Annotated in this window: 28 protein-coding genes and 1 tRNA gene; 12 read left to right on the top strand and 17 right to left on the bottom strand. The window is 58.7% G+C overall.

The annotated features are described in order from the left end of the window. Window positions 1-2: 2 nt before the first annotated feature. Both EL257_RS15235 and EL257_RS15230 read right to left on the bottom strand, forming a co-directional pair. Window positions 3-359 (bottom strand): general stress protein, encoded by a 357-nt coding sequence (locus tag EL257_RS15235; RefSeq protein ID WP_126363930.1) that lies wholly within the window; start codon window positions 357-359, stop codon window positions 3-5. A gap of 232 nt (window positions 360-591) precedes the next feature. Continuing rightward, the gene (locus EL257_RS15230) at window positions 592-771 is read right to left on the bottom strand and encodes a general stress protein (RefSeq protein ID WP_126363927.1); all 180 of its coding nucleotides are present in this window, start codon (window positions 769-771) and stop codon (window positions 592-594) included. A gap of 346 nt (window positions 772-1,117) precedes the next feature. On the opposite strand from EL257_RS15230, the gene EL257_RS15225 reads away from it, so the two are divergent. Beyond that, window positions 1,118-1,285: a general stress protein gene (locus tag EL257_RS15225; RefSeq protein ID WP_126363923.1), complete on the top strand. Its 168-nt coding sequence runs from the start codon at window positions 1,118-1,120 to the stop codon at window positions 1,283-1,285. A 46-nt stretch (window positions 1,286-1,331) separates the two neighbouring features. Here the strand turns inward: EL257_RS15225 and EL257_RS15220 are convergent, their stop codons facing one another. Then, the gene (locus EL257_RS15220) at window positions 1,332-1,580 is read right to left on the bottom strand and encodes a hypothetical protein (protein ID WP_126363920.1); all 249 of its coding nucleotides are present in this window, start codon (window positions 1,578-1,580) and stop codon (window positions 1,332-1,334) included. A gap of 294 nt (window positions 1,581-1,874) precedes the next feature. On the opposite strand from EL257_RS15220, the gene mqo reads away from it, so the two are divergent. The 4 genes from mqo (at window position 1,875) to EL257_RS15200 (ending at window position 6,948) form a co-directional block, all read left to right on the top strand. Next, window positions 1,875-3,497 carry a malate dehydrogenase (quinone) gene (gene mqo / locus EL257_RS15215; protein WP_419866626.1) on the top strand — a complete coding sequence of 541 codons (1,623 nt, stop codon included), beginning with the start codon at window positions 1,875-1,877 and terminating at the stop codon, window positions 3,495-3,497. A 212-nt stretch (window positions 3,498-3,709) separates the two neighbouring features. Next, window positions 3,710-4,594, top strand: coding sequence for a manganese catalase family protein (locus EL257_RS15210; protein WP_126363914.1), 885 nt, complete (start codon window positions 3,710-3,712; stop codon window positions 4,592-4,594). A gap of 97 nt (window positions 4,595-4,691) precedes the next feature. Then, window positions 4,692-5,201, top strand: coding sequence for a ferritin-like domain-containing protein (locus EL257_RS15205; RefSeq protein ID WP_126363911.1), 510 nt, complete (start codon window positions 4,692-4,694; stop codon window positions 5,199-5,201). 133 nt (window positions 5,202-5,334) lie between these two features. Then, complete coding sequence (locus EL257_RS15200; protein ID WP_126363908.1) at window positions 5,335-6,948, top strand: histidine kinase famiy protein; 1,614 nt, start codon at window positions 5,335-5,337, stop codon at window positions 6,946-6,948. Window positions 6,949-7,017: 69 nt separating this feature from the next. Here EL257_RS15200 and EL257_RS15195 read toward each other — a convergent pair whose 3' ends face one another. Beyond that, window positions 7,018-7,794 (bottom strand): SDR family oxidoreductase, encoded by a 777-nt coding sequence (locus EL257_RS15195; RefSeq protein ID WP_126363905.1) that lies wholly within the window; start codon window positions 7,792-7,794, stop codon window positions 7,018-7,020. Window positions 7,795-7,982: 188 nt separating this feature from the next. Here EL257_RS15195 and EL257_RS15190 point away from each other — a divergent pair, with 188 nt between their 5' ends. After that, a complete protein-coding gene (locus EL257_RS15190) occupies window positions 7,983-8,891 on the top strand; it encodes a LysR family transcriptional regulator (RefSeq protein WP_126363902.1) in 909 nt (302 codons plus the stop codon). Window positions 8,892-8,903: 12 nt separating this feature from the next. Here the strand turns inward: EL257_RS15190 and EL257_RS15185 are convergent, their stop codons facing one another. After that, window positions 8,904-10,343 (bottom strand): HD domain-containing phosphohydrolase, encoded by a 1,440-nt coding sequence (locus tag EL257_RS15185; protein ID WP_126363899.1) that lies wholly within the window; start codon window positions 10,341-10,343, stop codon window positions 8,904-8,906. A gap of 88 nt (window positions 10,344-10,431) precedes the next feature. On the opposite strand from EL257_RS15185, the gene EL257_RS15180 reads away from it, so the two are divergent. The 3 genes from EL257_RS15180 to EL257_RS15165 all read left to right on the top strand — a co-directional run bounded on the left by EL257_RS15180 (window position 10,432) and on the right by EL257_RS15165 (window position 13,904). Continuing rightward, a complete protein-coding gene (locus EL257_RS15180; RefSeq protein ID WP_126363896.1) occupies window positions 10,432-11,205 on the top strand; it encodes an alpha/beta fold hydrolase in 774 nt (257 codons plus the stop codon). A gap of 26 nt (window positions 11,206-11,231) precedes the next feature. Then, window positions 11,232-12,797, top strand: a complete 1,566-nt coding sequence (locus tag EL257_RS15175) for a GMC family oxidoreductase (protein WP_126363893.1) — start codon at window positions 11,232-11,234, stop codon at window positions 12,795-12,797. A gap of 654 nt (window positions 12,798-13,451) precedes the next feature. Continuing rightward, the gene (locus EL257_RS15165; protein WP_126363887.1) at window positions 13,452-13,904 is read left to right on the top strand and encodes a hypothetical protein; all 453 of its coding nucleotides are present in this window, start codon (window positions 13,452-13,454) and stop codon (window positions 13,902-13,904) included. A 46-nt stretch (window positions 13,905-13,950) separates the two neighbouring features. Here EL257_RS15165 and EL257_RS15160 read toward each other — a convergent pair whose 3' ends face one another. Next, complete coding sequence (locus EL257_RS15160) at window positions 13,951-15,261, bottom strand: NTP/NDP exchange transporter (RefSeq protein WP_126363884.1); 1,311 nt, start codon at window positions 15,259-15,261, stop codon at window positions 13,951-13,953. Window positions 15,262-15,319: 58 nt separating this feature from the next. After that, a complete protein-coding gene (locus EL257_RS15155) occupies window positions 15,320-16,366 on the bottom strand; it encodes an oxidoreductase (RefSeq protein ID WP_126363881.1) in 1,047 nt (348 codons plus the stop codon). A gap of 145 nt (window positions 16,367-16,511) precedes the next feature. Between EL257_RS15155 and EL257_RS15150 the strand changes: the two genes are divergently transcribed. After that, window positions 16,512-17,429, top strand: a complete 918-nt coding sequence (locus EL257_RS15150) for a LysR family transcriptional regulator (protein WP_126363878.1) — start codon at window positions 16,512-16,514, stop codon at window positions 17,427-17,429. A gap of 200 nt (window positions 17,430-17,629) precedes the next feature. Here the strand turns inward: EL257_RS15150 and EL257_RS15145 are convergent, their stop codons facing one another. The 4 genes from EL257_RS15145 to EL257_RS15130 form a co-directional block, all read right to left on the bottom strand. Beyond that, window positions 17,630-17,806: a hypothetical protein gene (locus EL257_RS15145; RefSeq protein WP_172604485.1), complete on the bottom strand. Its 177-nt coding sequence runs from the start codon at window positions 17,804-17,806 to the stop codon at window positions 17,630-17,632. A gap of 10 nt (window positions 17,807-17,816) precedes the next feature. Further along, entirely contained in the window at window positions 17,817-18,545 is a 729-nt protein-coding gene (locus tag EL257_RS15140; protein ID WP_232013019.1) for a hypothetical protein, read from the bottom strand. Between the two features lie 129 nt (window positions 18,546-18,674). Beyond that, window positions 18,675-19,121: a GNAT family N-acetyltransferase gene (locus EL257_RS15135; RefSeq protein WP_126363876.1), complete on the bottom strand. Its 447-nt coding sequence runs from the start codon at window positions 19,119-19,121 to the stop codon at window positions 18,675-18,677. 499 nt (window positions 19,122-19,620) lie between these two features. Continuing rightward, window positions 19,621-19,708: transfer RNA gene (locus EL257_RS15130), tRNA-Ser, on the bottom strand. A gap of 122 nt (window positions 19,709-19,830) precedes the next feature. On the opposite strand from EL257_RS15130, the gene EL257_RS15125 reads away from it, so the two are divergent. Further along, complete coding sequence (locus EL257_RS15125) at window positions 19,831-20,502, top strand: Bax inhibitor-1/YccA family protein (RefSeq protein WP_126363874.1); 672 nt, start codon at window positions 19,831-19,833, stop codon at window positions 20,500-20,502. Between the two features lie 68 nt (window positions 20,503-20,570). Here the strand turns inward: EL257_RS15125 and EL257_RS15120 are convergent, their stop codons facing one another. Beyond that, complete coding sequence (locus tag EL257_RS15120; protein ID WP_126363871.1) at window positions 20,571-20,900, bottom strand: YceK/YidQ family lipoprotein; 330 nt, start codon at window positions 20,898-20,900, stop codon at window positions 20,571-20,573. A 58-nt stretch (window positions 20,901-20,958) separates the two neighbouring features. Continuing rightward, complete coding sequence (locus EL257_RS15115) at window positions 20,959-21,396, bottom strand: Lrp/AsnC family transcriptional regulator (RefSeq protein ID WP_126363868.1); 438 nt, start codon at window positions 21,394-21,396, stop codon at window positions 20,959-20,961. Window positions 21,397-21,532: 136 nt separating this feature from the next. Here EL257_RS15115 and EL257_RS15110 point away from each other — a divergent pair, with 136 nt between their 5' ends. Further along, a complete protein-coding gene (locus EL257_RS15110; protein ID WP_126363866.1) occupies window positions 21,533-22,432 on the top strand; it encodes a DMT family transporter in 900 nt (299 codons plus the stop codon). On the opposite strand, the gene EL257_RS15105 is transcribed toward EL257_RS15110, so the two are convergent. From EL257_RS15105 to EL257_RS15090, 4 genes are all read right to left on the bottom strand, one after another. Continuing rightward, window positions 22,429-24,330 (bottom strand): acyltransferase family protein, encoded by a 1,902-nt coding sequence (locus EL257_RS15105; RefSeq protein ID WP_126368140.1) that lies wholly within the window; start codon window positions 24,328-24,330, stop codon window positions 22,429-22,431. The two genes, EL257_RS15110 and EL257_RS15105, sit on opposite strands and share 4 nt — an antisense overlap. Before the next feature lie 82 nt (window positions 24,331-24,412). Beyond that, window positions 24,413-25,453, bottom strand: a complete 1,041-nt coding sequence (locus EL257_RS15100) for an FUSC family protein (RefSeq protein WP_172604484.1) — start codon at window positions 25,451-25,453, stop codon at window positions 24,413-24,415. A gap of 59 nt (window positions 25,454-25,512) precedes the next feature. Beyond that, complete coding sequence (locus tag EL257_RS15095) at window positions 25,513-26,472, bottom strand: HlyD family secretion protein (RefSeq protein WP_126363863.1); 960 nt, start codon at window positions 26,470-26,472, stop codon at window positions 25,513-25,515. 2 nt (window positions 26,473-26,474) lie between these two features. Further along, on the bottom strand, window positions 26,475-26,831 hold the full coding sequence (locus EL257_RS15090; RefSeq protein WP_126363860.1) for a DUF3302 domain-containing protein: 357 nt from the start codon (window positions 26,829-26,831) through the stop codon (window positions 26,475-26,477). Window positions 26,832-26,916: the final 85 nt, after the last annotated feature.

The raw sequence follows: 26,916 nt of genomic DNA, 5'->3' as shown, positions 1-26,916 counted from the left end.
AATCAGCTATCACTGTCACGCCCACCACCGCGGCTGTTTTCGCCGCCCTTGCGACCTGCCTCGGCGGCCTTTTCGCGATCATTGGCGAAGTTGCCGCCGCTGTTCTGGCCACCCTTGCTGCCGGCTTCCGCCGCGCGTTCCGGATCATTTTTGAAGTTGCCGCCGCTGTTCTGGCCGCCCTTGCTGCCGGCTTCTGCCGCCCGTTCCGGATCATTTTTGAAGTTGCCACCACTGTTCTGGCCGCCTTTGCTGCCAATTTCCTGGTAGAACTCCTTGCCATGGGAAGCCGAAGTGGCTTCACCACCTTTTTGACCCGCTTCGTTTACGGACATGCCGCCTTGTTGTTTATCCTGTGCCATTTCAACTTACCTCATGTTTGAAAAGACGGTCACCCGACACGAATATGTTTGTTAGTTGCATATTGATGCGTTCGGTGATCGCCATGAAGTTGCTTGATGTCGTATTGGCTGTATATCTGTCGCGTATTGTTCAGCCAAGTAAGACCAAAGGTTTACAACCGCGGGACGCTTTAATGAATGCGTCCCGCCGGTTGTATGTTTCTAACCAGCCAATGGCAGGTCAGGCCGATGGTCATGAGGATTTACGGCCGCCCCCATGGGAGTTCTGGCCCCCTTTGCGTCCTGCTTCGGAAGCTTTTTCCCGGTCGTTGGCGAAATTGCCGCCCGAGGATTGGCCGCCTTTCTTGCCGGCTTCAGACGCCTTCTCGCGATCGTTGGCGAAGTTACCCGGATTTTTATTACCTGTAGTCATGATAGCTCTCCAATATCTTTAAGCGTTTCGTTAGTTATCCATTGTCGCAACGGACATCTACTCCGATATCGCTCTTTGGGAAAATGTTTGAATAATTTTCTTTGCGCCCGATGAATGGTAGTGAACCGATTGAAAGTTATACAAGTGCGCATTCGCGGCGCCGCTTCGTATAAGTTTTCTGATATTAAAATGATTTCCAAATCGCGCTTCGCTTCGCTTGCTCGACCTTTTGTCGCCGCACAAAGTGTCCATAGAGTTGAGCTGTTAATGTCTTTTCGAGAGCGCCGTTGAAACGATGGCGAGAACTTTACCAAGACGAACGGCGCAATAGCGGAGGATTACAGCCATGACCGACAAACCACAAAGCCAGCATTCCTTTGCCGACGATCCGCAGAAGATCAAGGATGCAGGGAAGAAGGGCGGAAACGCCGGCGACGTCAAACTCGATCGAGCTGAAAAGGCACGAGTGGGAGGGCAACACAGTCACGGTGGCACGCGCACCGGCAAAGACTGACAAATGAAGACACTGCCTCGGCCTTCAGTCGGCCGAGGCGTTATGGTCAGTGATAGTCACGGCCGGCAACGGCGTCCAGATAGGCCTCATCGGCCATGCGGCGCAACTCGCGACATTCTTCCCAACTGATAATCCCCTGGCGGTCCATCTCATCGCACTGACGCAGCAGCTCTTCGTGATAACGATCAGGGCACTCCATGCGCAGCGCCTGATCTTCGAAGGTCACGTGCCAGGCATCGAGTGCACACAATCTGGTTTCTTGCGCAACGGTCAGCAGGTTTCTGAAAACATTCATGGCGTCTGGCGTCCGGGCTTGTTTTCACTGGGAACCGTTTAATCAGAAAGTGGTTCAAGCGAAGTGACAAGAAGAACGCGGCGCCACCGTTCGTCCTTTGCGTAGCACTCGGCACTGACCTGTCCTTCCAAAAAGTTCGGCGTACGCAAAATTGGAGCTATCCAATATACGAACGCCGACGTTGCCGAACACGGCTAAACGTCCTGACGGGACACGACAATGCCGATTGAACCGGTTGGATGATCGGCGGATATCGCAGGAGGCCCCATGAACAAACCGACATTCACCCGTGCCATGGTCGCGCTGACCCTGTCGCTTGGCATCGCCCATGCGTATGGCGCAGAAACCCGAAAAGTCGATGTGCTGCTGGTGGGCGGCGGCATCATGAGTTCGACCCTGGCGGTCTGGCTCAGTGAACTCGAACCCGGTTGGTCGATGGAAATGGTCGAGCGTCTGGACAAGGTTGCCGAAGAAAGCTCCAACGGCTGGAACAACGCCGGCACGGGGCACTCGGCACTGGCGGAGCTGAACTACACGCCGGAAAAGGACGGCAAGATCGACATCACCAAGGCCGTCGAGATCAACGAATCGTTTCAGATCACCCGGCAGTTTCTCGCATGGCAGGTGAAGACTGGCGTACTGAAGAACCCGCGTTCATTCATCAATTCGACGCCGCACATGAGTTTCGTCTGGGGCGACGACAATATTCGCTTTCTGAAAAAACGTTATGACGCTCTTCAGGCCAGCCCGCTGTTTCGTCCGATGCAATATTCCGAGGATCCGGAACAGATCAAAAAATGGGTGCCGCTGATGATGGAGGGGCGCGACCCAACGCAGAAAATTGCCGCGACCTGGACACCGATCGGCACCGATGTGAATTTTGGCGAGATCACTCGGCAGTTCGTCAGCCACTTGCAAAGCCGCGAGAATTTTTCCCTGAAACTTTCCACGGAAGTGCGCGATATCACCCGCAACGACGATGGCTCCTGGCACGTCGAATACAAAAATCTCAAGGACGGCAGTACCTCCGCCACTGACGCCAAGTTCCTCTTTATCGGTGCAGGAGGCGCGGCACTTCCGCTGCTGCAGAAGTCCGGCATCGAAGAAGCGAAAGACTACGCCGGGTTCCCGGTCGGTGGCTCGTTTCTGGTCACTGACAACGAGGCGGTCGCGCAGCGTCATATGGCCAAAGCCTACGGTATCGCCTCGACGGGGGCGCCGCCGATGTCGGTGCCGCATCTGGATACCCGCGTGCTCGACGGCAAGCGCGTCATTCTGTTTGGCCCGTTCGCAACCTTCTCAACCAAGTTCCTCAAGGAAGGCTCGTACTTCGACCTGCCGGGGAGCACGACCTTGCACAACCTCTGGCCGATGGTGCGCGTCGGTGTGCGCGAGTTCGATCTGGTGCAATACCTCGCCGGCCAACTGATGCAATCGGACGATGATCGATTCGCAGCGCTGAAAACATACTTCCCCGAGGCGAAACAGGACGACTGGCGTTTGTGGCAAGCCGGCCAGCGGGTGCAGATCATCAAGAAAGACCCGGAGCAGGGCGGCGTGCTCAAGCTAGGGACCGAAGTGGTCGCTTCAGGGGATGGCAGCATCGCCGGATTGCTCGGCGCATCGCCGGGGGCCTCGACCGCCGCGCCGATCATGCTCGACCTGATGCAAAAGGTGTTCAAAGACAAGCTCGCTTCCGCGCCGTGGCAGGACAAGTTGCGGCAGATCGTGCCGAGTTACGGCACTCGTCTGAATGAACATCCCGAGCAGGTCATGGCGGAGTGGCGCTACACCAGTGAGGTGTTGCAACTGACGCCGCCGCCGGGCATCGATCAGGCGCAACCGGCCAACCCGCCGACCGATGTCGACGCGATCGAACAGCAGCATCTGGACAGTGATCCCGACTTGAAACCATGAGAAGCAACAAGCGAAACGGGTAACGCTGGCCACGTCTGGCGCACAGCTTGAAAGCCAGTGTTTACGGGCCGTTTCGCTTGTTTTGCAGTTCGAACCACTTGTCCTGAAAACGCATTTTTTTTGAAATTTCTGCAACGCCGGTCTTTCAGAAAATGTAGGCAGTGTTTAACCCGTGAACGCCGCCGCGCCTATCAAGACTGAGGAGATTTTTTATGTTCTTACATAACAAGCGACTTCAATACACCGTGCGCGTAGCTCAACCCAATCCAGGGCTCGCCAACTTGTTGCTGGAACAGTTCGGCGGTGCGCAAGGCGAGTTGGCGGCCGCGTCGCGTTACTTTACGCAAGCCCTGTCCGAGGAGGATCCGGGTCGCAAAGACTTGCTGATGGACATCGCCACTGAAGAACTCAGCCACCTGGAGATCATCGGTTCGATCATCGTCATGCTTAACAAAGGGGCGAAGGGGCGAATGGCCGAAGGCGTCGAGCAGGAGGGCGAGCTATACCGCTCGCTGAATGGCGCGGGCAATGACTCGCACATCACCAGCCTGTTGTACGGCGCTGGCTCACCGCTGACCAATTCGGCGGGCGTGCCGTGGACGGCGGCGTACGTCGATACCATCGGTGAACCGACAGCGGACATGCGCTCGAACATCGCCGCCGAAGCGCGGGCGAAGATCGTCTACGAACGGTTGATGAATGTGACGGATGATCCCGGCGTCAAAGAAGCGTTGGGTTTTCTGATGACCCGTGAAATTGCGCACCAGTTGTCTTTCGAAAAAGCCCTGCACGCGATCCAGCCGAACTTCCCGCAAGGCAAGCTGCCCGGCATGCCTGAATTCACCAATGTCTATTTCAACATGTCGCAGGGTACCGAGAGCATGCGCGGGCCATGGAACCAGGGTGACGATTGGGAGTTCGTCGAAAGCCCGTCGCCAGCGGTCGACGGTGGCGATGGTCTGGCCACGGTGCAACTCGATAGTGCCGACGAGGCGCTGCTGGAAAACATGAAAATGCGCACTCAGTCCGACCCGAACAGCGAGCCGGTCACCGGTGCCGATCTAGGCTCCGGCGCGCAAGCGAAGCCCGGTCTGTAAACGTTGACCGCGGATATGTGTTGCGGCATCCGGTGCGCCGTCATTCAGGCGGCGCGCCTCGCCGATCACTGGGAAACATCAAGAAGAGGACTCGAATATGGCTACTCCACAGGAAAATCTGCTCGATTGGTTGCGTGATGCCCATGCCATGGAGCAACAGGCCGAGCAGATGCTCAAGGCGCAATCCAAGCGCCTGGAACATTATCCTCAGTTGAAGGCGCGCATCGATCAGCACATTGAAGAAACGCTTGACCAGCAGAAGCTCATCGACGAGTGCCTGCAACGTCTGGGCGGCGAAGCGTCGACCATGAAGGATCTGGGCGGCAAGCTCATGGCGTTCGGTCAAGCCGTCGGTGGATCGATGATGAGCGACGAAGTGATCAAAGGCGCGATGTCGGGCTATGTCTTCGAGAACATGGAAATTGCCAGCTACACGGTGCTGATCGCGGCTGCCCAAGCTGCTGGCGACACGCAAACCCAGAAGGTCTGCGAAAAAATCCTCCCGCAGGAAGTGGCCATGGCCGACTGGCTGCTCAAGCACCTGCCGCAGCTCACCGAGGCGTTCCTTGTGCGCTCGGCAGACCCGGATAAAGAAGCCAAGAAATAAAATCGGCGCGCGTCCGTTCGCGAGCGAGCGGACGCCGTTTTCTGACCCCATCTTTCCGAAATGAATCGCGCTCTCACGTATCCATATGGCTTGCGGCACTCCGGCCGGCTCTTAAGGTCATACGCTCACCTGAATGGATGACCGGGAGATTCTCGTGCGAAAAAGATCAAGGCCCGTCGTCGACAACACGGACGCGGCCGTTATTTCCGAAAGCAGAAAGGGACTTTTTTTCGCTGCGGTGGAAGTCAGCCGCATGGCCATGATAGTTACCGATCCTGCGCAGCCGGATAACCCCATTGTCTTTGCCAACCAAGCGTTTGCCGAACTCACCGGCTTCGCGCAGGACGAAGTGCTGGGGCGTAATTGCCGATTTTTGCAGGGCGACGAAACCGACAAAAGCGTCTTGCAGCGAATAAAGGATGCGCTGAAAAACCAGCATGAAATCTGCGTGGAAGTGCTCAATTACCGTAAGGATGGCTCCACGTTCTGGAACGAATTGTTCATCGCGCCGTTGTTCAATGAACAGGGCAAACTGGTGTACTTTTTTGCGTCGCAACTGGATGTCAGTCGCCGCCGCGACGCCGAGGACGGGTTGCGCTATGCGCATGATATGGAAGCGTTGGGGCAATTGACTGGTGGTATCGCCCACGATTTCAACAACCTGTTGCAAGTGATGATTGGCTACATCGAGTTGATCCAGCACACGGCCAAACGACCCAGCGCCGACCCGCAACGCATCATTACCGGGGCCGGTCATGCTCGTGCCGCGGCGGAAAAGGCGCGCTTGATGACCCAGCATTTGCTGGCGTTTTCCCGCCGGCAGCGGCTTGAGGGCAGGGTGATCAATTTCAACGCCTTGCTCGAACGTTCCGCCTCATCCCCGCCATATTCGACGGAGGTGGAACCGCAGTTCGATCTCGCAGCCGATCTGTGGAACTGTCGCATCGACCCGGCCCAGGCCGAGATGGCACTCAATCACTTACTGTCGAACGCGCGCGACTCGCTGCGTGATCGCGACCAGCCACAAATTGTCCTGCGAACCCGCAACCTCGTCGTTGCAGCGGCTGATGACGAACATGCCGGACTTGCGCCGGGGCGCTACGTCAGCATTGCGGTGACGGATAATGGCGTCGGCATCGCTACCGAAGACCTGGATAAAGTGATGACGCCGTTCTTCACGACGAAAGAAGAGGGCCAGGGTTCTGGCCTGGGACTGTCGATGGTCTACGGTTTCGTCAAGCAGTCTGGTGGTGCCGCCCGCCTCGAATCGACGCCGGACATCGGTACGACGATTCACCTTTATTTCCCCGCCGATGACAGCCATGCATGGGTTGAAGAACAGCCATCGGACGACGGCCTGCTCAGGGGCACCGAGCGCATTCTGATTGTCGAGGATCGTCAGGAAGTCGCCGAGTTGGCCGGGGTCATGCTCGCAGACTATGGTTATCAGGTCACGATCGCCTACGACGCCAACCAGGCGCTCGAATGTCTGCAAAAGGCGCGCTTCGAACTGCTTTTCAGCGACCTGATCATGCCGGGCACGATGAATGGCGTGGCATTGGCGCGGGAAGTTTGCCGGCTCTATCCGTCGACGCGAATTCTGCTGACGACAGGTTATTCGCAAGACTCGCTGGAGCGCAGCGAACTGGGCGGCGCTGAGTTCGAGTTGCTGGCCAAACCGTATCGTCCCACCGATCTCGCGCGCAAGGTTCGCGCCGTGCTCGGCAGAGACGACGAGGCTGGTTGATGCCAACGACAAAGCCCTGATGATCAGGGCTTTGTCGCATCGACAGGGCGGAGCCGATGGCGGCGCGAATCAAACCGTAGGCACGGTTCCGCCGTCGATGACAAACTCGCTCCCGGTGATCGCGCCCGCACGCGGCGACGCCAGAAAACCGATCAGGTCGGCCACTTCGGCGGGTGTCGCGGGACGGCCGAGCGGGATACCTCCGAGTGCTTCCATGATGATTTGCTTGCCACCCTGATAGTCGGTTCCTGCGTCCTGCGCGAGTCGCTCGGCCAATGCGACCGATGCTTCGGTTTCCACCCAGCCGGGCGAAACCCGAACCACGCGAATGCCTTTGGGCGAAACCTCTTTCGATAAACTTTTGCTGTAGGTCGACAGTGCGGCTTTGGCAGCGGCGTAAGCCGTGGTCGCCTCCGGCAGTGGCAGACGACTCTGGATCGAAGTGACATGAATGACCACGCCTTGCTTGCGCTCAAGCATTGCCGGAAGCAACGCGCGATCAAGGCGCACCGCCGGCAACAGGTTCAGGTTCAGTTCCTGTTGCCACTGTTCCTCATCCAGTGCAGCGAATCCGCCGCCGGGCGCCGACGAACCACCGAGCACGTGGATCATGATGTCCACGCCGCCCAGTTGCTCTTGGATCGCTGCGATCAGCACGTCACACCCTTCGCGGGTCGACAGATCAGCCGCGACCAAGCGCACGCCTGGCATTTCGACGTCCACCTTTCTGGCCGAGGTGATGACCTTCGCGCCCTCGGCCAAGAGCAATTCGACTACAGCTTTGCCGATGCCTTTGGTGCCACCTGTGACGAGAACCCGTTTGCCGGTCAGCTCGAGATTCAGCATGAAGAGATCTCCAACGAACGGATCTGGTCATCGCAGCACGCGATGTACATTGGCACGGCGTCGGGGAGTTGAAGGGTCATGTTGTGGTTCTCCTGAATCGGGTTGGGTAGAGCGATGTTGCTGCCCAGGAGATCGTTTGTTCAACTGGGACAAACTGTAATGACCCATCCCGAAAATCAGGACAAACCATGGCGCAAGATCGTTTCGCCCTTAATGAACTTGACGCGGTTATCGCCGTTGCTCGTCGGGGTTCGTTCCGGCAAGCGGCTATCGACCTCGATGTCTCCACAACGGCGCTGAGCAACACCATTGCGCAACTGGAAGCGCGCCTTGAGTCGCGGCTGTTCAATCGCACGACGCGCAGCGTGGCGATCACCGAAGCGGGCAGGGTATTCCTCGAGCAGGTTGGGCCGGCCTTGCAGGATTTGCGTGCTGCACTCGATGCGGTGCGATCGCACAGCGCCGGGCCCTCGGGCACGCTGCGCGTCAATACGTTTGCCAGCGCCGCCCGCTCAGCGCTGCTGCCATTGGTGATGGAGTTCCTGCAGCAACACCCGAAAGTACACATTGATCTGGTCACCGAAGGCCGTCTGGTGGATATCGTCGCGGACGGCTTCGATTTCGGCGTGCGCTCGGCAAGCCTCGTGCCGAACGACGTGATTGTAATCCCCATTGGCCAGCCGCAGCGGTACGCGGTAGTCGGCTCGCCGGCGTATTTCGAGAAACACGGCACACCACGAACCCCCGGCGAACTGCTCAAGCATCAATGCATCCGCGTCCGTCTCCCGAACGGGGCGATTTTCCCGTGGCAGTTCGAGCGCGGCGGCGAAGTGATTCGTCTGGAGGTGAACGGGCCACTGACGCTGGATGAGTCCAGTGTTGTCAAGGTGGCCGTGCAGCAAGGCATGGGGCTGGGTTTTTTCATGGAGCAGGACGTTCACGACGAAATCCGCAGCGGGCAATTTGTACGGGCATTGGAGGTTTGGACTCCGCCCCGGGACAGGCTGTGTCTGTACTATCCGAACCGCCGCAATCCCTCTGCGGCAGCCAAGGCCTTCATCGATCTGGCACGTGCCCGCCAGGCTGAACAGCCGTGACCTGGCGCGGATTCAGGCAATCAATCCCAGTGTCAGGCCTTTCAGCGTGGCGGCTGCCCGGGTCGAGCATTCGAGTTTGCGAAAGATGCTTTCCATGTGGGTGCGCACGGTGCTGGGACTGATATCCAGCAGCCGCGCCACCTGCTTGTTGCTGGCGCCGCGGCTGATCTCGAGCAGGATGCGACATTCGCGAGCGGTGAGTAACGACGGCTTTGGCTGACGAACCCGCCGTTCGCCACCGGCGGCGGCAATGACGACTTCGCAAACCTCGCTGTCGAACAAGCCCCTGCCAGCCTCCTGTTTGAGCAGGCGCGCTGCATCCGCTTCGCTGTGAGCCGGGCGCCATGGCCTGGCCTCCCGTAGTGCCACCCATGCTACAGAAGCGGCGAACAGACGATGCTCCGCGCGCAGCGCATCACCCGCTGCGCCGCGGAAATAGCCGCTGCCGTCGAGGCGTTCATAAGCATGGGCGGCGATTTCTGCTGGCACGGCCAGCTCAGTGACAGGTCTGAGCGCCTGTTGCGTCCAGTAAGGAACAAGCCGCACTCGCTCGGCGGCGCCATAGGGCAGCGCACCTGCGCTATTCCAGAGGTGATTTGAAACGGCTGCCCGGCCTAGCCCATAAATGAGCGCGGACTTGCCAAGGTCAGCCAGCACCGGCTCGCGCAGCCCCAACAGCCGTGCAGCTTCCATCGCCACATGCGCGACCTGCCGCGAATGCCCGGCGAGCCACGGCAGCTTCAGGTCGATCACGTCGCCCACCAACGTCAGTGAAACGCGTCGCTGCTCGGGCACGTGGTCAAGCGTCTGCGCCAGCGTTTCCAACTGCGCCAGCCAAGCCTTGGCATTTTCCACAAGCAACGACACCAGCGACGCGGGGTAGCGCCGATCCGCCTGCCCGTTGATCCAGCGCAGCGCCGCGTCGACGCCGTGTGCCCGACTGAGAATGTCCAGATCGCCAGCGATGACCACCTGATAGGCGACGTCCGGAATATGTTCGTGGCTCAGGCCCAGTGGCCGGCCAGTGCCGTCGTAGGTTTCGAACACGCGGCACAATCCGGCTTCGACGGCGGCGCCGAGTTGCAGAGTTTTGGCGATTGCACCGGACACCTCACAGTGCACAACAGCCAGCGGGGTCGCCTGATGCACGGCGTTCATTTGTTCGCTGCCCAGCGTCAGATCAAGCATGGCGCGGCGGCCATCGACGTCATCGCCGAGCAGATCCGCAAAGCCTTCGGCATTGGCCGTGCAACCGGACCAGCGCAGCAAGGCAATCTGTTGCGCAACCTTCAGGTGTTCACCGTCGCCGTCGCGGGCCTGCGCGAGCATCCGTGCCAGGGCGGCAACCCGCCGGGAATGCCCGAGGGGCTGGCCCATGCTCAGGTCACCGACCTGGGCGATCGTCGCTAATGCCCCCTCCAGGGAGATGTCCAGTTGCGCCGCACTATCCATGAAAAATGTCCCGGGGTCGGATAATTGACCGATGCCCACCATGCAGGCCAGTCAGCAGAATTCGAACTCCCGAACAGGAGCTCATCCAATGAAAACAATCAAATCGAAATTCGCCACCGTCGCGTTTGCACTGGCCGGTACCTTCATCGCCAGCGCCAGCCACGCGCAGGATACAACGCCTTCAGTGGTGATCGTACACGGCGCGTTCGCCGACGGCTCCGACTGGGCCAAAGTGGTGCCGCTACTGCAAGCCAAAGGCGTGACCGTAACCGTTGTGCAGAACCCGCTTACGTCGCTTGCCGATGATGTCGCCGCCACGCGCCGTGCGTTAAGCAACCAGCAGGGCAACGTGGTGCTGGTCGGCCACTCGTGGGGCGGCACTGTGATTACCGAGGCCGGTAGCGATCAGAAGGTCAGCGCACTGGTGTACGTCGCCGCCTTCGCGCCGGAGGCCGGGCAAACCAGCGGCGAACAGGGCAAAGGCGCGCCCACGCCGCCAGGCATCAGCCAGATCAAGGCCGACGGCAACGGTTTCCTGTCGATGACGCCGGAAGGCATGGCCAAGGATTTCGCCCAGGATCTGCCCGCCGCGCAGACCGCCGTCATGACCGCGACGCAAGGTCCGATCAAGGCGTCGGCGTTTGAAGACAAAACCACCGTGTCGGCCTGGAAGACCAAACCATCCTGGTACTTGCTCGCCACAGACGACCGGATGATCCACCCCGACGTCCAGCGCTCAGCCGCCAAGCGAATCGGCGCCACCCTGGCCGAAGTGCACAGCAGCCATGTTCCGCAGCAGTCGCAACCGGCCGAAGTCGCGGCAGTGATTCTCAAGGCAGTGGCCAGCGTTGGCGCCAAGTGAGCGCGGGCAACGAGCGGAGTAGGCGTATGAATGACCGGCGTGAGGGCGACTTCGACTTCATCGTGTGTGGCGCAGGAACGGCGGGCTGTGTGGTCGCTGCCCGTCTTGCCGACCACGGCAGCGCGCGCGTCTTGCTGATTGAAGCGGGCGAGGGCTACGCAGGCCCCGAGGTTACCGAGCCGGGGCAATGGCCGATGAATCTGGGCTCAAGCCGCGACTGGGCATTCGAGGGGCAACCCGATGCACGCCTCAATGGTCGTCGGCTGTCCCTGAACATGGGCAAGGGACTCGGCGGTGGCTCTAGCATCAACGTAATGGTCTGGTCACGCGGGCACCGCTGCGACTGGGATCATTTCGCCGCCGAGTCCGGCGACCCGGCCTGGGGCTACGAGTCGGTGCTCGGTTACTACCGCAGGATCGAGGATTGGCAAGGCAGTCCTGATGCCATTCGGCGAGGTTGCGGTGGTCCGGTGCATGTTCAACAGCCAGCCACGCCGCAGCCATTGGCATGGGCGACGCTGGACGCGGCGAGCCGGTTGGGCATCCCCAGATTCGACAGTCCCAATGGCGAGATGATGGAAGCACCGGGCGGCATCGCGATCACCGACCTGTGCATCAAACAGGGCAAGCGCGAATCCGTTTACGATTCCTACATTCGGCCTCGGCTGCACTATCCGAACTTGACCGTTCTAACCGGGGCACTGGTGACCCGGGTATTGCTGGCCGGTACGCGGGCTGTCGGAGTTGAAGTGATGATCGCCGGCGAGCGGCGGCGCTTCCACGCGACGGCGGAGGTCATCCTGTCGATGGGCGCGGTGCACACGCCGAAAGTGCTCATGCAGTCGGGGATCGGCCCGCAAGCAGAATTGCGCCGCCACGGCATCGCAGCGATCAATCATCTTCCCGGCGTGGGCGAAAATCTGCAGGACCATTTGGCCTTCGGCTGCACATGGGAATATCGGCAACCCCAGGTCGTCGGGAATGGCGGGTGCGAAACCACGTTGTACTGGAAAAGTGACAGTCGCCTGGAAGCCCCGGACCTTTTGCAGTGTCAGCTGGCGTTCGCCGTGCCATCCCCGCCTGAGGTCGCCATCGCGCCGCCAGAACATGGCTGGACGATGTTCGCCGGGCTGGCCAGGCCTGCCAGTCGAGGGCGCTTGCGGCTGTCGGGCGCCGGGCCGCTGGATCCACCGCTGATTGAACCGAATTCGCTGAGCGCACCGGAGGATATGACCGCAGCCTATGCGTCGATCGAGTTGTGCAGGGCGCTCGGAAACAGCGACGCCTTCAACGCGCTGATCAAACGCGAAGTGGTGCCTGGGCCCAGGGAACACCGCGCGATGGGACAGTTCATCCGCAACTCCGCCGTGACGTACTGGCACCAGTGCTGCACCGCGAAGATGGGGCGCGATGCGATGTCAGTGGTCGACCATCAACTGCGCGTGTACGGCATCGAAAAATTGCGCATCGCCGACGCCTCGGTCATGCCGCGCATCACCGTCGGCAACACCATGGCGCCGTGCGTCGTCATTGGCGAACGGGCGGCTGATCTGATTCTTGCTGCGCATAGCGTGACGGGGATGATCAAGTAAACGAAGCGCTCAAAGCGGCACAGCAACTGCTCGATTCGGAGGATTTGATCGACAGTTGCGCGGCGTAAATATTTACCCACCTGTCGATCTTGCGCGTCAGGGATTGACCCAAAAAGCCTCGTCATTGAATGGTCATTGAACGCGGCTTTCCTATGGCCACTCGTCGAGTTGATCGCACTCCTGGACGACGTGCCTTCTCTCAAATATAAGCGCAGGCCTGACGGGAGAAAATGATGATTGACGACAACAATGGCCCTGAAGCGCCATACCCGGGACCAAGCGAGCAAGCGCCTGACTCTGGCGAAGGTCATGATTCCGGCCTCGAGCAGGCTGATTCGGAGCCAAAGCAGGGCACGGACCAACGACCCGAAGACTGGAACCCGCCGCCCGGTAACCCAGGTTCTGATCAAGATGCCCAGACGGGCCGCGATAACGGCGGCGCAAAGTAGGCTCGTAAACGGCTCGAGAAATTCATTTTTCGCGGCTGAGGTCCCAGACTCGGCAACGTATTTTTTCAGGAGGTCAGATTCAGTTGTCTTTTGAAAGCCCGGCCACCGCGTCGGGTTTTTCATATGGGCATTCAATTTTCCCAAAATATCCGTGTAGGATTGCTTTGGCATCATTTGGCCAGCTAAGCGTGATAGGGAAATAGATATGAACAAGGCTGCATTTGCGATTTTGATTTCTTTGGTCAGTGTTTCAGCTACAGCCGCAACCAACGAATGGCAAACTGGCTGGGGCCAGGGAAAGACTGAATTCTATGTTGGCGATGAGGCGAAAAGTTACCTGAACTTCGCCTGTGATGAGAATGACGAAATGAGCCCGGTAAGCGGCTCGGCAACGATTGCGGGTAAAGAGTTCTACTCGCACAACGATAAAGGCGGTTTCGACGTTATCGTTGACGGTGTCGAGTACAGCAATCCTTTTTATGTCGAGTGCAACGCCTGTTCCGGAAATTTTCCTGAATTTTGGACTGCGATGCGCAAGGCAAAAACTATTGAGTTGAAGGCTGAAGGTCTGTCCAGTCAGATTCCTGCCAAAGGGCTGAGTAAGCTGACCAAGCCTTACAACTCGAAAGAGAACCCTTGTGGGACGGGTGCTTGGTGATGCAGAGAGGGCGGCGCTTCCGCTCTCTCTCCATGACCCTTGAACGCTAGGCGGGGGTTTGCCGCGCTGGCGACACACTGGATCGTCGATCCGCCCGTTCGCCGAGCCGCCATCCCAGCAAACCCCACAGCAGGGCACACAACGCGCCGACCAGCGCAGCCATGCCTGCACCTTGGCCGAGCGCGTCCAGGGCGCTTTTTGCCCAGGCACTGATGGCGTCACCGGCGCGGTAGACCACGGTGTCGATGACGTTCTTTGCCTTGTACTTGCTTTCGGCATCGAGCGGGGCAAACAGCATCTCCCGGCCTGGGCGCACGAAGGCGTACTCACCGATGCGGCGCACGATCATCAGCGCGGCGATCAGGCCGAAGCTGGGGGCGGAGATCAGCCCGATAAACCCCGCGCACATGACCAGCGGCACCATCGCCAACAGCACGCCGACGCCCAGTTTTTGGGCGACGCGTCCAGTGATGAACACCTGACATAGCAGGGCGCCTGCCTGCACGACAAAGTCGATGATGCCGAACACCCGCACCTGCGACTCGCGGTCCGGGAAGTGTTCGGCGACGACCCGTGCCTGCTCGAAGTAGAGGAAAGTGGTGACCGTGGCCAGCAGCACCACGAAGCCGCAGATGCCAAAGAGATAAGGTGATTTCAAAATGGCCGTCATACCGCTGAAGGGATTGCCCGGCAACGGCCTGCGAGGGCTTTCACTCGGCGCGGCATCGGGGCGTCCTGCGCCACCCTGGTTACGCCAACGCATCAACTTGCGCTTGAACAACATCGCAGCGCCCAGCAGAACAGCGGCCAACAGCATCAGGCCGGACTCGCCCAGCGGACCGATCAGCAAGGCGCTCAGCGCCGGGCCACTCAGGCCGCCGACGCTGGCGCCCGCCGCGATGAAAGCGAACAGGCGTTTGGCCTGGGCACTGTCGAATACATCGGCCATCAGGCTCCAGGCGACCGATACGACAAACAGGTTGTAGACCGATATCCAGACGTAAAACACTCGCGCCAGCCACGGGCTTTCCTCGCCCAGGAATAAGGCGGCGAACAACAGCAGGTTGGCGCAGAAAAAACCGTACACCCAGTCCACGAAATGCAGGCGCGGCACGCGTGCGCTGAGCCAGGCGAACAGCGGAACGGCTGCCAGCATGACGAAGAAGGTCGCGGTGAACAGCCACTGCAAGTTCTCGACGCCGGCAGTGATGCCCATCGATTCGCGGATCGGACGGAGCATGAAATAGCCGGCGAACAGGCAAACGAACAGCAGAAACCCATGGAGCGCAGGGCGCAGCTCGTGCGCCTCGGCATTGATGATGGCGCTCGTGCGGCGGGCGAGAAGGGACATATCCATGTTGCGCTCCTGTAGGAGTGTCGAGGCAATCGCGCGGGGCTTGCCCGTGCCTTGGCGGTCAGCGGTAGGTGACGCCGGTCAGCCGCTCGGAAATTTGCCACAGCGCGGCGGAGTTCGAGCGATCGGCAGCGGCCGCAGGCATCTTGGCGAAGCCCAGCGGCCCGCGCTTCTCGTTATCTCCGGTCGGTCCATAGTAGGCGCCGCCAACAGCCTCCAGCGCCGTCGCTGCATACAGCGTGGGTAGCGCGCCCTGCGCTGCGGAATGATACATGTCGCGCTCCACAGCCCATTGTTTGCCGAATTTACTCTCCAGGCCAGGCCCACGGGCGATCAGCTCGGTGACGGCAACGCCGGGGTGAGCGGCGATGCTGCGTATCCCCCAACCGGCGGCATCGCTGCGCTGCTGCAGATCAATACTCCACTTGAGAACCGCCAGTTTCGATTGGCTGTAGGTGGCGAAAGGGTCGTAATCGCGCTCGGCCTGCAGGTCATCGAAGTTCAGGACTGCGCGCCCTGCGGCGATGCTCGACAGGCTGACCACGCGACCATCGTCGCTTTTGCGCAGCAGCGGCATCAGCAGGCCAGTCAAGGCGAAATGCCCCAGGTAATTGGTCGCCAGCTGCATCTCGTAGCCGTCGGCCGAAACGCCTCGAACCGGCGGCGACATGATCGCGGCGTTGTTGATGAGAACGTCGAGCCTCGGCAGGCGCCCTTGCAGGCGGTTGGCGAGGTCGCGCACGGATTTCAGATCGGCAAGATCCAGCGTTTCGAATTGCACGCGCGCCTCGGGCACGGCTTGTTTGATGTTTGCAATCGCTTCGCGGCCGCGCTCGGGGTTGCGTGCGGCGATGATCACCTCAGCACCGGCTCGTGCCAGGGCCAGCGCGTCTTCATAGCCCATGCCGCTGGTCCCTCCGGTCACCAGCACGATGCGGCCTGTCTGGCTGGGCATGTCGTGGGTTGACCAGTCCGGCTTCGGCTCTGTTCGGGGAGTAGCTTGTGCAGCCAGCGTGCCGGCCAAGGCGGTACTGGCGAACAGCGTTCGGGCGGCCTTGAGGATGCGTTGCGTCGCTGTACTGTTCGACGTAGCGGGTGAATGGCTCATCGGTGAATTCTCGTTCGCGTTGTAGGTTCCCGGTTGTCGGGGCGAGTGAGCAGTATCGATGTACGAGTGCGCGAGGATAAGTCGGGCATTGTTGGATGGCCCGTACGGCATGGCGTACAGTGAGCACCCTGCGGAGGAAGCACTGATGCGAAAACCGAACCTTACCGATGTATCGATCTTTGCTGCGGTGGTCGAGGCGGGGGGATTTCGTGCCGCCGCGCAGAAGCGGGGTCTGTCCGCGTCGTCGCTAAGCGACTGCATACGTCGGCTGGAAGGCGACCTGGGCTTGCGGCTGCTCAATCGAACCACTCGCAGCGTCACGCCGACGGCGGCCGGCGAGCGATTGCTCGAGCGCCTGCGCCCGGCCTTGCTAGAAATCGACGCCGCTTTCAACGATCTGGACGACGACCCTCAGCGCCCGGTCGGTACGCTGAAGCTCAATGTGCCAGTGCCGGTGGCACGCTTTGTTTTGCCCGACCTGCTGGCGCGTTTTCTGCGTCTTTATCCTGGGATCAGCGTCGAAGTCGTCATGGACAACGCCTTTGTCGACGTCAACGCTGGTGGGTATGACGCCGGCGTGCGCTATGAAGAGAGCCTGGCCAAGGACATGATCGCCGTGCCCATCGGCCCGCGTCGCCAGCGCTTCGTTGCGGCAGCCGCCCCGCGCTATCTGGCTGAACGTGGGACGCCCACTGAGCCCGAAGAACTGCCGGGCCATGACTTGCTTGGCCATCGCTTCGAGAGTGGAAAAGTGGGCGTGTTCGAGTTCCATCGAGACGGCCGTATTGTGCGTATCCCGCCACAAGGGCAACTGCTGACATCGTCGCACGATTTGAAAGTTCGTTCGGCCATCAACGGGTTGGGCATCGTCTATACCTTCGAGGATTTCCTGCGCGAGCCGCTGTCCGATGGTCGACTGGTGCCGATTCTCGAGGACTGGTGGCAGGCCTTCGACGGTCCGTTTCTTTACTACCACGGACGCCGTCACATGCCTTCGCCGCTCAGGGCGTTTGTCGACTTTCTGCGGGCGGAACGGCAGCTCGCCGAGAGCTCAGGCGGATAGCTTGTCTGCAGGGGTTTTGAGGCTGTAGGGGTTTTGATCTGTCGTTATCGTCCCTTTTGTCCATTCACATTGCCTGCCGGTGACGCGACTGTTGCGATGGGTAGCAATCGGCGAGGAGCCGTCAGTCATTGCTGACGGTTTTTCGGTTCGTGGTCGTCTAAATGCATGCGGACTGACATTAACCAAGCGCCTTGAGATAACTAGAGCTTCGATGCCTGAATGGCTGTTTCAAGCAATGGCCCTGTGATTTTTCTGTCGTTGTAATCACCGAGGAAGTAGTTGATTCGATTAGCCAGATGCTGAATGGATAGCCAACCCAAGCCACGGTAGTCACGCAGCTCCTCGGCATTCAACTCGATCAGACTTTCGTAACTCACGAAAGACGCTTCACATTCGACGAGAATTTAGCCACACCATTGCGTCGGCGCACCCATTCTCGGCGGCTTTGTTGAGATACATGAGCTGTTCTTGTTTAAGGTTTGGCGTCGACATTTGAACCGATAAGCGCATAAAAAGGTTGGCGCGAAAGCTTCTTTCGTCTAGCGATATGATCGTGAACATAGGCGGTCTAACGCCGAAGATATCGCATGTCGGTAGCATTGTCGGTTGAGGGTAGTATTTTTTATAAATAGTTTCATTTTTAGGCAGTGCCTCGATGAGTGAGCGGAACCTAGGCGTTTTAACCTCATCGGAGCATTTGAAAAACATCTCTACACCCGCCGGAGTAAATCCATTGCTCAAACTGGCCCTCAGCAGGGTGCAGGCTTCTTCCTCGGAAAGTTGAACGCTCGACGACAAAAATGCTAGGCGATACTGTGCAGCTGGGTTGCCATCGTCAGCTGAGCGCTTGAGCAAAGGCATTCCCTCCTTTAGAAGCGCTTGCACTTCATCCTTATATTGTTGTTTCTTTTGTGCAGGAAATTTCTCGTTGATAGGTAACTGATCACGAGCAGCGTACAAATTGCTAGTCAGCTCATCAACTTTCACTAGGTAAGGTAGCGCTTTGAAGTACAGAGCTTCACTTTCTTCGGATATTTTAAAGTTGCTTGCGTTTGCGAGGGCTACCAAAAAAATAGAAGTAATAGCGAAACATGTATTAATAGAGACTTTTAACACTGAAAACGTCCTTTTTTACTTTCGTCAGGATCAAGACTATAAAAGAATCGCCCCTACATAGGTAGAAGAGCGAAATGGGGTCGGAAGCGATCGTTCATGAGTATCCGCTATTGGTCGCAAGCTGCCGGGTCAGGTGTTGACCAGCTCCATGATGTGGGTGGCATGGGCGTCTTTTGTTCGCATGAAGCCGCAGCGCAGGTAAAACGCATCGCCTTTAGAAGTATCGGTAGAAAGACGCACCTTCTGAAAGTGAAGAGCGGCGTGTGCAACCAACTCCTTTACCAGCGCGTGACCGACATGTTGATTTCTTGCCGCAGGCGCTACGTACAGTCGCCGTAGCCTTGCGGTATTGGTTTGAGTAAAGGGATCAACTGATAGGCCTCCGATTCCTATCAGTTGCTGGTTCGAATACGCTGCCATGAGACATTCACCGGGCGCGTTGAAGCGATTCTTTCGTGAATGCCATTCCGAAATCAGGCGCGTCAGAAATCTGAACCCTTCTGCAACTGCCTGTTTCTCCAAAGTAAGAACTTCCGCCGGCAGGTGAGTGATGTGTTGAATTTCGATTGGTTTCATTCATCGTCCCTGATTCGGTGTGAATCCTTTTTGGCTGAGCGGGGTGCGTCGTTTGGTGAGCCGAACTGAATTTTTTAACCAGGGGAAAATGGATTACAGCTATTTCTTCCCCAGCGGTGCAATGCCGTAAACATAGCTGCGTGTCCGTGGCAAACACGATGGGTTCGGGCGACGTATTTGGCTGTGGCCAGGAGTCAAGCAGCACTACGGTTGCGAATGACATAGGGAGCCTAGTGAAGAATAGGGGCAAAGCAGACTGCGAGAGCAACGCGTTGTCGTCAAACGTTTCTGATCGCGATGGGCAGCTTCTGACCGCAAAACTGTCTGTTGAAGGCAGACCCTATGTGCCGAAGATGAACCAGCGAAATCAGAGCGGGAGGAGGGAAGGTCGCGGAGATGGTCGAAAAGATGCGGCGATGATTCCGAGAACGGTGAGTGCAAATCACGAATCCCGGAAACGACAAAGCCCTGAATAATCAGGGCTTTGTCGTATCAAATATGGCGGAGGCGATGGGATTCGAACTCATGGACCTGTTACAGTCGACGGTTTTCAAGACCGTTGCCTTAAACCACTCGGCCACACCTCCGTTGCGTTGCGGGCGCCATAATACCTGAATGAAACACACTGTCAAACTCTCTCCATGGCTTGTTACAGGGCGTCTGTTATGATCTTTGCGACTGAACGTTTCAAACCAACAGGAGTGTCGCCATGCGCGAACAGGATTACGCAGTTAATAACAGCGTGCAGGCTGAGCAGCTAGAGGTTAGCCGCGTCCTGCGCAACACTTACGGCCTACTGGCACTGACCCTCGCATTCAGCGGCGTGATGGCATTCGTCGCGCAGCAGATGCGCGTTGGCTACCCGAATATCTTCGTGGTGCTGATCGGCTTCTATGGGCTGTTCTTCCTCACCAACAAACTCCGTGATTCAGCGTGGGGCCTGGTGTCCGCATTCGCGTTGACCGGTTTCATGGGCTTCCTGCTTGGCCCGATCCTCAATCGTTATCTGGGCATGCAGGGCGGCGCGGAAGTGGTCAGCTCGGCGTTTGCCATGACCGCCCTGGTATTCGGTGGCCTGTCGGCTTACGTGCTGATCACCCGTAAGGACATGAGCTTCCTCGGTGGCTTCATCACCGCTGGCTTCTTCGTCCTGCTGGGTGCAACGCTGGCGAGCTTCTTTTTCCAGATCAGCGGCCTGCAACTGGCGATCAGCGCAGGTTTCGTGTTGTTCTCGTCGGTCTGCATTCTGTTCCAGACCAGCGCCATCATTCACGGCGGCGAGCGCAACTACATCATGGCGACCATCAGCCTGTATGTCTCGATCTACAACCTGTTCGTCAGCCTGTTGCAGATTTTCGGCATCATGAGCCGCGACGACTGATTGTCTTTGCCGGTACAACAAAAAACCCGCTTCGGCGGGTTTTTTGTTGCCTGAAGGAACGTGCGGGTTCAATTGATGACGATGCTGCCGTCCACTTGCTGGCGATAAATCGTGTAGGGCAGCAGCAGGGTATCGAGCGCACCAGACACCACCGCGTCAACCAGTACCACCGGGATCGCCGCGTTGCGGTGGTCATCTGCATCGATACCTGGAGCGAGTGGCGCATTCAACGTGCAGAAGTCATAGGCGAGGCCACTGTAGATCCTCGGCACCGCCCCGCAATAACTCTTTTGTTTCTTGAGGTCATCGATGGCGGCCTGATCGTCGCGCGCCACTGTTTGAATCGTACCGCAACCGCCGAGCAGCAGGGCCGCCAGCGCCAATACCTGGATTCTCATACCGCCATTCCTTAGCCGCGAAAAACCTCAATCTACGCCGATCTCTGGCAAAAGGCACCTAGGCCATCGGCGGCAAACGGCGTTTGACCGGCGTCTTCTTGACGATCGCGGTATTGGTTTCCGCCAACAGATTGAGGCGGTCGAGCAGGGCGTCGAGCTGCTCCATCGAGCGCACATGCAGACGCGCGATAAAGCAATCCTCACCCGTGACCTTGTCGCATTCGGTGAACTCGGGAATCGCCAGAATCTGTCGCTCGACTTCTTGCAACTGTCCCGGCAGTGGCCGGACCCGCACGATGGCCTGCAATTGATAGCCGAAGCATTTCGGGTCTATCTCCACTGTGTATCCCTTGAGCACGCCGCGCTCCTCCAGCCGGCGCAGTCGTTCCGCCACGCTCGGCGACGATAAACCGCTGATCTGTGCGAGCGCTTTGAGCGAACGCCGCGAATCCTCCATCAATGCGCTGATAAGCATCTGATCAATATCGTCAGTCATGAAAACTCCGGAATGAGGCGAATGGCACCATGTGCCCGCGATAAAAAAGGCTGATGTCGAGTTTAGCCTTCTTTTAACGCTGGAGCGGCTGCCAGTCGGCTTGGCATACTTTTGCCAGACACGATGGAGGTGAACGATGGACAAGACTCTTCGCCACGGCTCATTTGAAATGACCGCGGCCATGCTGATATCAGGAACGATCGGTTGGTTCGTGCTGGTGTCCGGGCAACCAGTGCTGGACGTAGTGTTCTGGCGCTGCGTGTTCGGCGCCGGGACGTTGCTGCTGATCTGCGCGGCATTCGGTTTTCTGCGCCGAGGCATTCTCACCCGCACGACCTTCCTGCTGGCCGTGCTCAGCGGGGCTGCGATTGTCGGTAACTGGGTGTTGTTGTTCGCCTCGTATTCTCGAGCGTCGATCGCCATCGGCACGGCGGTGTACAACGTGCAGCCGTTCATGCTGGTGGGGCTGGCGGCGCTGTTGCTTGGCGAAAAAATTACCCTGCAGAAGTTGTTCTGGCTGGCGATTTCCTTCATGGGCATGCTGGCGATCGTCAGCGCTCACGGGACCCAAGGCGAAAGCGGTGGCGAGTATCTGGTCGGTATTGCGCTGGCACTTGGCGCGGCGCTTCTTTATGCAATCGCCGCGTTGATCATCAAGCGCCTCACCGGCACGCCACCGCACCTGATCGCGCTGATACAAGTGTGCACGGGTGTGCTGTTGCTCGCGCCGTTTGCGCATTTCACCGCGCTGCCGCAAGCGCCGAGTGCCTGGGCCAGCCTGGTCACACTGGGCATCGTACATACCGGTTTGATGTACGTGTTGCTGTATGGCGCGATCCAGAAACTGCCGACGGCATTGACCGGTGCGCTGTCATTCATCTACCCGATTGCGGCGATCTTGGTCGATTGGTTTGCCTTCGGTCATCGCCTGGAAATACTGCAATGGGTCGGCGTGGCCGCGATCCTGCTGGCCGCTGCGGGCATGCAACAGGGCTGGGGCTTCAAGCCGAAAGCGGGAGTCGCTGCGCGCCCTTAAATTGACTTGAACAGGTCTTTGAACAGGCCTTGCAGTTGCCGATTGCCAGCGTCGACCAGATGGTTGTCGTCAAAGTACAACGCCACGCCTTTTTTGGAGCCCATGCAGCTGCCATTCGGGCACAAATATGGCGTTGGATCGATCACTGTCGCATTGCACTGTCTGGCGGCGGCCTCAATGGTGAAGTTGGCGATCCTGTTGCGTTTTTGGTAGTCGAGCAGCGGGACGGAAATATCGGACGCCTGCTGAAACAAACGCTGATTGAGATTCAAGCCTTTGTAAACGCTGAAAGGCATCTCCGGGATCGGCCTGACGATATAAACCGGGTGGTGCTGGGCAATCTCACACACGGTCCGGCTGTATTCGGCGACATAAGCATCGATAAATCCTGCCTCGCCCGGCGCGGGTTGATCCGCAAAGTGAATGCGGTAGCCGTTGTTTCTGCTCGGGTCGGCATACAACGCCGCCCGACTGAATAGCACCACCGGCACGCCGGCATAGGAGTGCTTGAGTACTTCGAGCTTTTCATCATTGAACGCGAGGCACTGGCGTTGCAGATTCTTGTCGCGCATCTCGAAGTTGCGCAGTGGCGGACAACCGCCGCGTGACCAGGACAGGGCGGCTTGCGGGTTGTTCATCTGCACGGCTGCGGCGGTCGATTGCGCGTGACTGTCACCGAACAAAATAACCGAAACCTCACCGCTCCCCAATTTGCAATCCGCCGCCTCGTGAGCGTTGGAATAGCATTCTTGCGGGTAGAGTGTGCTGGTGTATTGCGGTTGCCCGAGGTCGACAAACGCCAATCGAGACGCCGGGTATTGCTTGACCAGCGACGACGTCATTGACGCGATGGCGATGAGCCCTATCGTCAGCGAGGCAAACTTGGCCAGCGTTCGCGGGGCGGTGGAAGCGCCGCTGACCTTTGACTCGACGAAATGGAAAGACAGCGCACCCAACACAAAAGAGCAAGCGATCGCCCCCAGCACATGAGGCCAACTGCTCAACAGACCACACAGATACAGCAACACCACCAGCGGCCAGTGCCAGAGGTAAACGGAGTAGGAAATGCTTCCGGTAAACTGCAAAATCCGATGGCGACTGAATAGCGACTGCGTGTTGCCGTAGATCACCATCACCGTTCCCAGTACGGGCCACAGCGCCAGATAGCCTGGCCAGAGGTCGTCCTCGGACAAGCACACTACGCTGGTGACGACTGCGAGCAGGCCAAGGCCTTCGCAGAGTAAACCGCTGCGCTGAGTGAGGCGCAGCGGATACAGGAAGACCAGGCCACCGGCGAGCATTTCCCAGGCGCGCGTCGGCAGCATGTAGAAAGCAAAAACCGGTTTTGTCTGCGATAGCAACACCGACGCACCGAACGAAATGACCGCCAGTGCGAGCAGCGCCCGGCGGGTTTTTTCTGCGCTCAGATATTTGTAGAAACCCATGATCAGCACGGGATAGAGCAGGTAGAACTGCCATTCCACCGACAGCGACCAGGTGTGCAGCAGCCAGTTCTCGTGCAACGGCGCATCGAAGTAATTGCCGTCTTTGGAAAAGAGGAAATTCGAGCTGAACAGCAAGCTGCTTTTGATCGTGCGGATCGTCTCGCGAAAATCATCCAGCGGCAGGTACACATAGCCGAAGATCAGCAGGGCCACGCACAGCGTCAGCAGTGCGGGAATGATCCGCCGGGCTCTGGAGGCATAGAACCCAAGGAGGGAAAATCTTTGTTGTTGCAGACCGGTAACGATGATTCCGGTCATCAGAAATCCGGAAATCACGAAAAACACGTCGACGCCGGCAAATCCACCAGCGAAGCCGGGAATCCTGAAATGAAACAGCACCACCGACAGCACGGCAAGTGCGCGTAAAGCGTTGATATTCTTCCTGAACTGCATGTGGGCATCCATGTCACTGACGTTGCAATGGCGCATTGTAGTGATCATGTCGCGTTTGTTACACGGAAATCGTCCCGGCGCCTCAGATGTTCCAGCGCGGTGCGGTCTTGGCCAGGCGCTGGCGCATTTCGCCGATATTTGCCGCCAATTGCCTGGTCAACAAGCGATAACCGTCCAGCGCGGTATACACCGGCACTTCGAGACTCGCGTCCGGCAGTTCCTGAGGTCGATCCAGGCGTTGCGTGGCACCGCTTTTCAAAGCTCGGGCCATACCGATCAATTGCACACGGATCTGCCGGTGTTCGGCCTTGAGCGCCGATTGCAGATGGGCCATGGCGTGCGGGTCATTGGCATCGGGCCGGGTATTGCCGAGAATTTCCAGGGTGCTGATGCACATGCGCAGGTTGCGCTGGATGGCATCGAGTTCGGTCATGGAAATCTTCACTTCCTTGGACACCGACGGCATCAGCGAACGCAGTTGCACCATCACCGCGCCGAGGCGGCTCATCAGTTTCAGGTGTTCATCGGCGCTGACTGGCTGACCGCTGATGATCCGCCCGTACACAGTGGCGCAATCGCGCAAAGCGTCGGCGAGGTTGTAACGCCACGAATACACCGCATAAAGCGGCAAAGCGAACGAGAACGCCAGCGCGAGGGCGATGCCGATCAGGATGTCGACGCCACGCCACAAACCATCGGTGATCGGGTTGTCGCCGTGCCCGGCGACGATGAACACGGTGATCGCCGAGAGCAGGGCGGTATAGCCGCCTTTGCCGATTGCGTGATAGGAAAAGAATCCGCAGACCACCGCCATCGCAAAATACGTCAGCCATGGCAGACCGAGCCATGCGTGCTGTGCCACCAGCAGCAATCCGACACCGGCGCCGATCAACGTGCCGGTGGCGCGCTCGGCGGCTTTTTTGCCGATGTTGCCATGATGTTGCAAGCCGCCGATCACCACCAGCATCGTCACCGACGCCCACTCGCCATGGGGCAGATTGATGCCGGTGGTCAGCAGAATCGTCGCCAGCAACCCGAGGGCCACGCGCACTGCGTGGATCAGCCGCGCGTGGCGATAACGACGATAGGGATCCAGCACCGGACGCAAGACACGGCGCAGCAAGGGCGGAAGTCGATGGGAGCTGTAATGGCTCAGTGCGGGCCTCGTCTGTTCAATTCAGGTCAATGGAAAGGGAAGATGTAGTTCATCCATGCGGCCATGCGCAGTAGGATTTTACGCATGGCGCCGATGTGGTGGAAATGCTGGCTATACAGTGCCGCCTGACCATAAGCGCCGCCGGGCATCTGCTGGCGATACTGAGCGAAATCGGGGTCGGTGATTTCAATGATTACCGGTACCCGCCCGGCCGGCGGCGATCCGGTATAACTGATCAACGTGCCCGACGGCTGCACCTGGCCTTCGGCAATCACACCGATGACACTCTTCACCCGCCCGGCGAAAACCCTGCCGGGAATGCCATCGAAAGCCACTTCCGCTTCATCGCCCACGGTCAGGCGTAACAGGCTGTTCTGGCGCATCCACGCAGCAAAGTACTGGCCTTCCTCGGGAATGAACACCATCGACGGGCGCAGCGGCAACTTGCTCGCCATCATGCCGGGGCGCAAGGAAACGTGGGTCACGAAACCTCGGCTGGGCGCGCGGACTACGGTGTTGTCCAGTTCGAACTTGGCATTGTCCAGTTGTGCCTGGAGGTCATCGGTACGGGCAATCGCGGCGTCCAGTTCACGTTGCGTGCCGAAATTTCGCCGGATCAGTTCGGTGATGCGATAGCGGTCGCCTTTAGCGGCCACCAGCTGCGCCTTCAGCGATTTGAGCCGGTTTTCGAAAGGCGTCGGATCGATGCGAAACAAGACATCGCCTTTTTCCAGCGGCTCGTTACCCTGCACCGGCACTTCGATGACCTGGCCACTGACTATCGGAATCACCGGCACGGAAACGAAATAGGAACGCGCCACCTCCGAGTACGGATGGTTGTAGTTCATGGTGAAAATCAATGCGCCGATGATCAAAACGCCGCCGAGTACCGCCGTGGGCACGGTCCACTTGTTCAGCGGAATGCGGAAAATTTTGAACAGTGCAACGCAAAATGCCGCGTAAGTCAGGATAAGGAGCAGATCCATGCTCAGACTTCCCGTGCATCGGAAGATGGTGCAATCGCCGACTGCGCCTCAAGGTGCTCAAGTCGGGTTTGCAACTCGAGCACTTGCTGCTCAAGGCGCAGGACATGATTGTGCACGGGTTTGCCGTCACCGAATCCCCAACCGCGATCCTCGCGATAGGCCATGGCCCAGATCCACAGAAACGGCCACAGCGCATGCAGGGTGAACAGGCTGACCCAGCCAGTGGCGTGGATCGCATCCTGATGCGGGTGGTTACGGTGAACGGCAATTTCATACGGAATGTCGTGCAACACGATGATCCCGTAAAACAGCACGAGACCGACGAACACCAACAGACCCAGCGCGAAATAATCGAGCATGTCCAGCCCTCCCGGCATCGAGCAATGTTGGGCTCAGTGTAGACACTGGATTGCCGGGGGGCTGACGGTTTCAGTCGCTAATTTT

It is taken from the genome of Pseudomonas fluorescens, assembly GCF_900636825.1.
GTDB classification, from domain to species: domain Bacteria; phylum Pseudomonadota; class Gammaproteobacteria; order Pseudomonadales; family Pseudomonadaceae; genus Aquipseudomonas; species Aquipseudomonas fluorescens_BG.
Note: the sequence above shows the minus strand (reverse complement) of the source record. Positions and strands in the feature narration are given on the sequence as shown.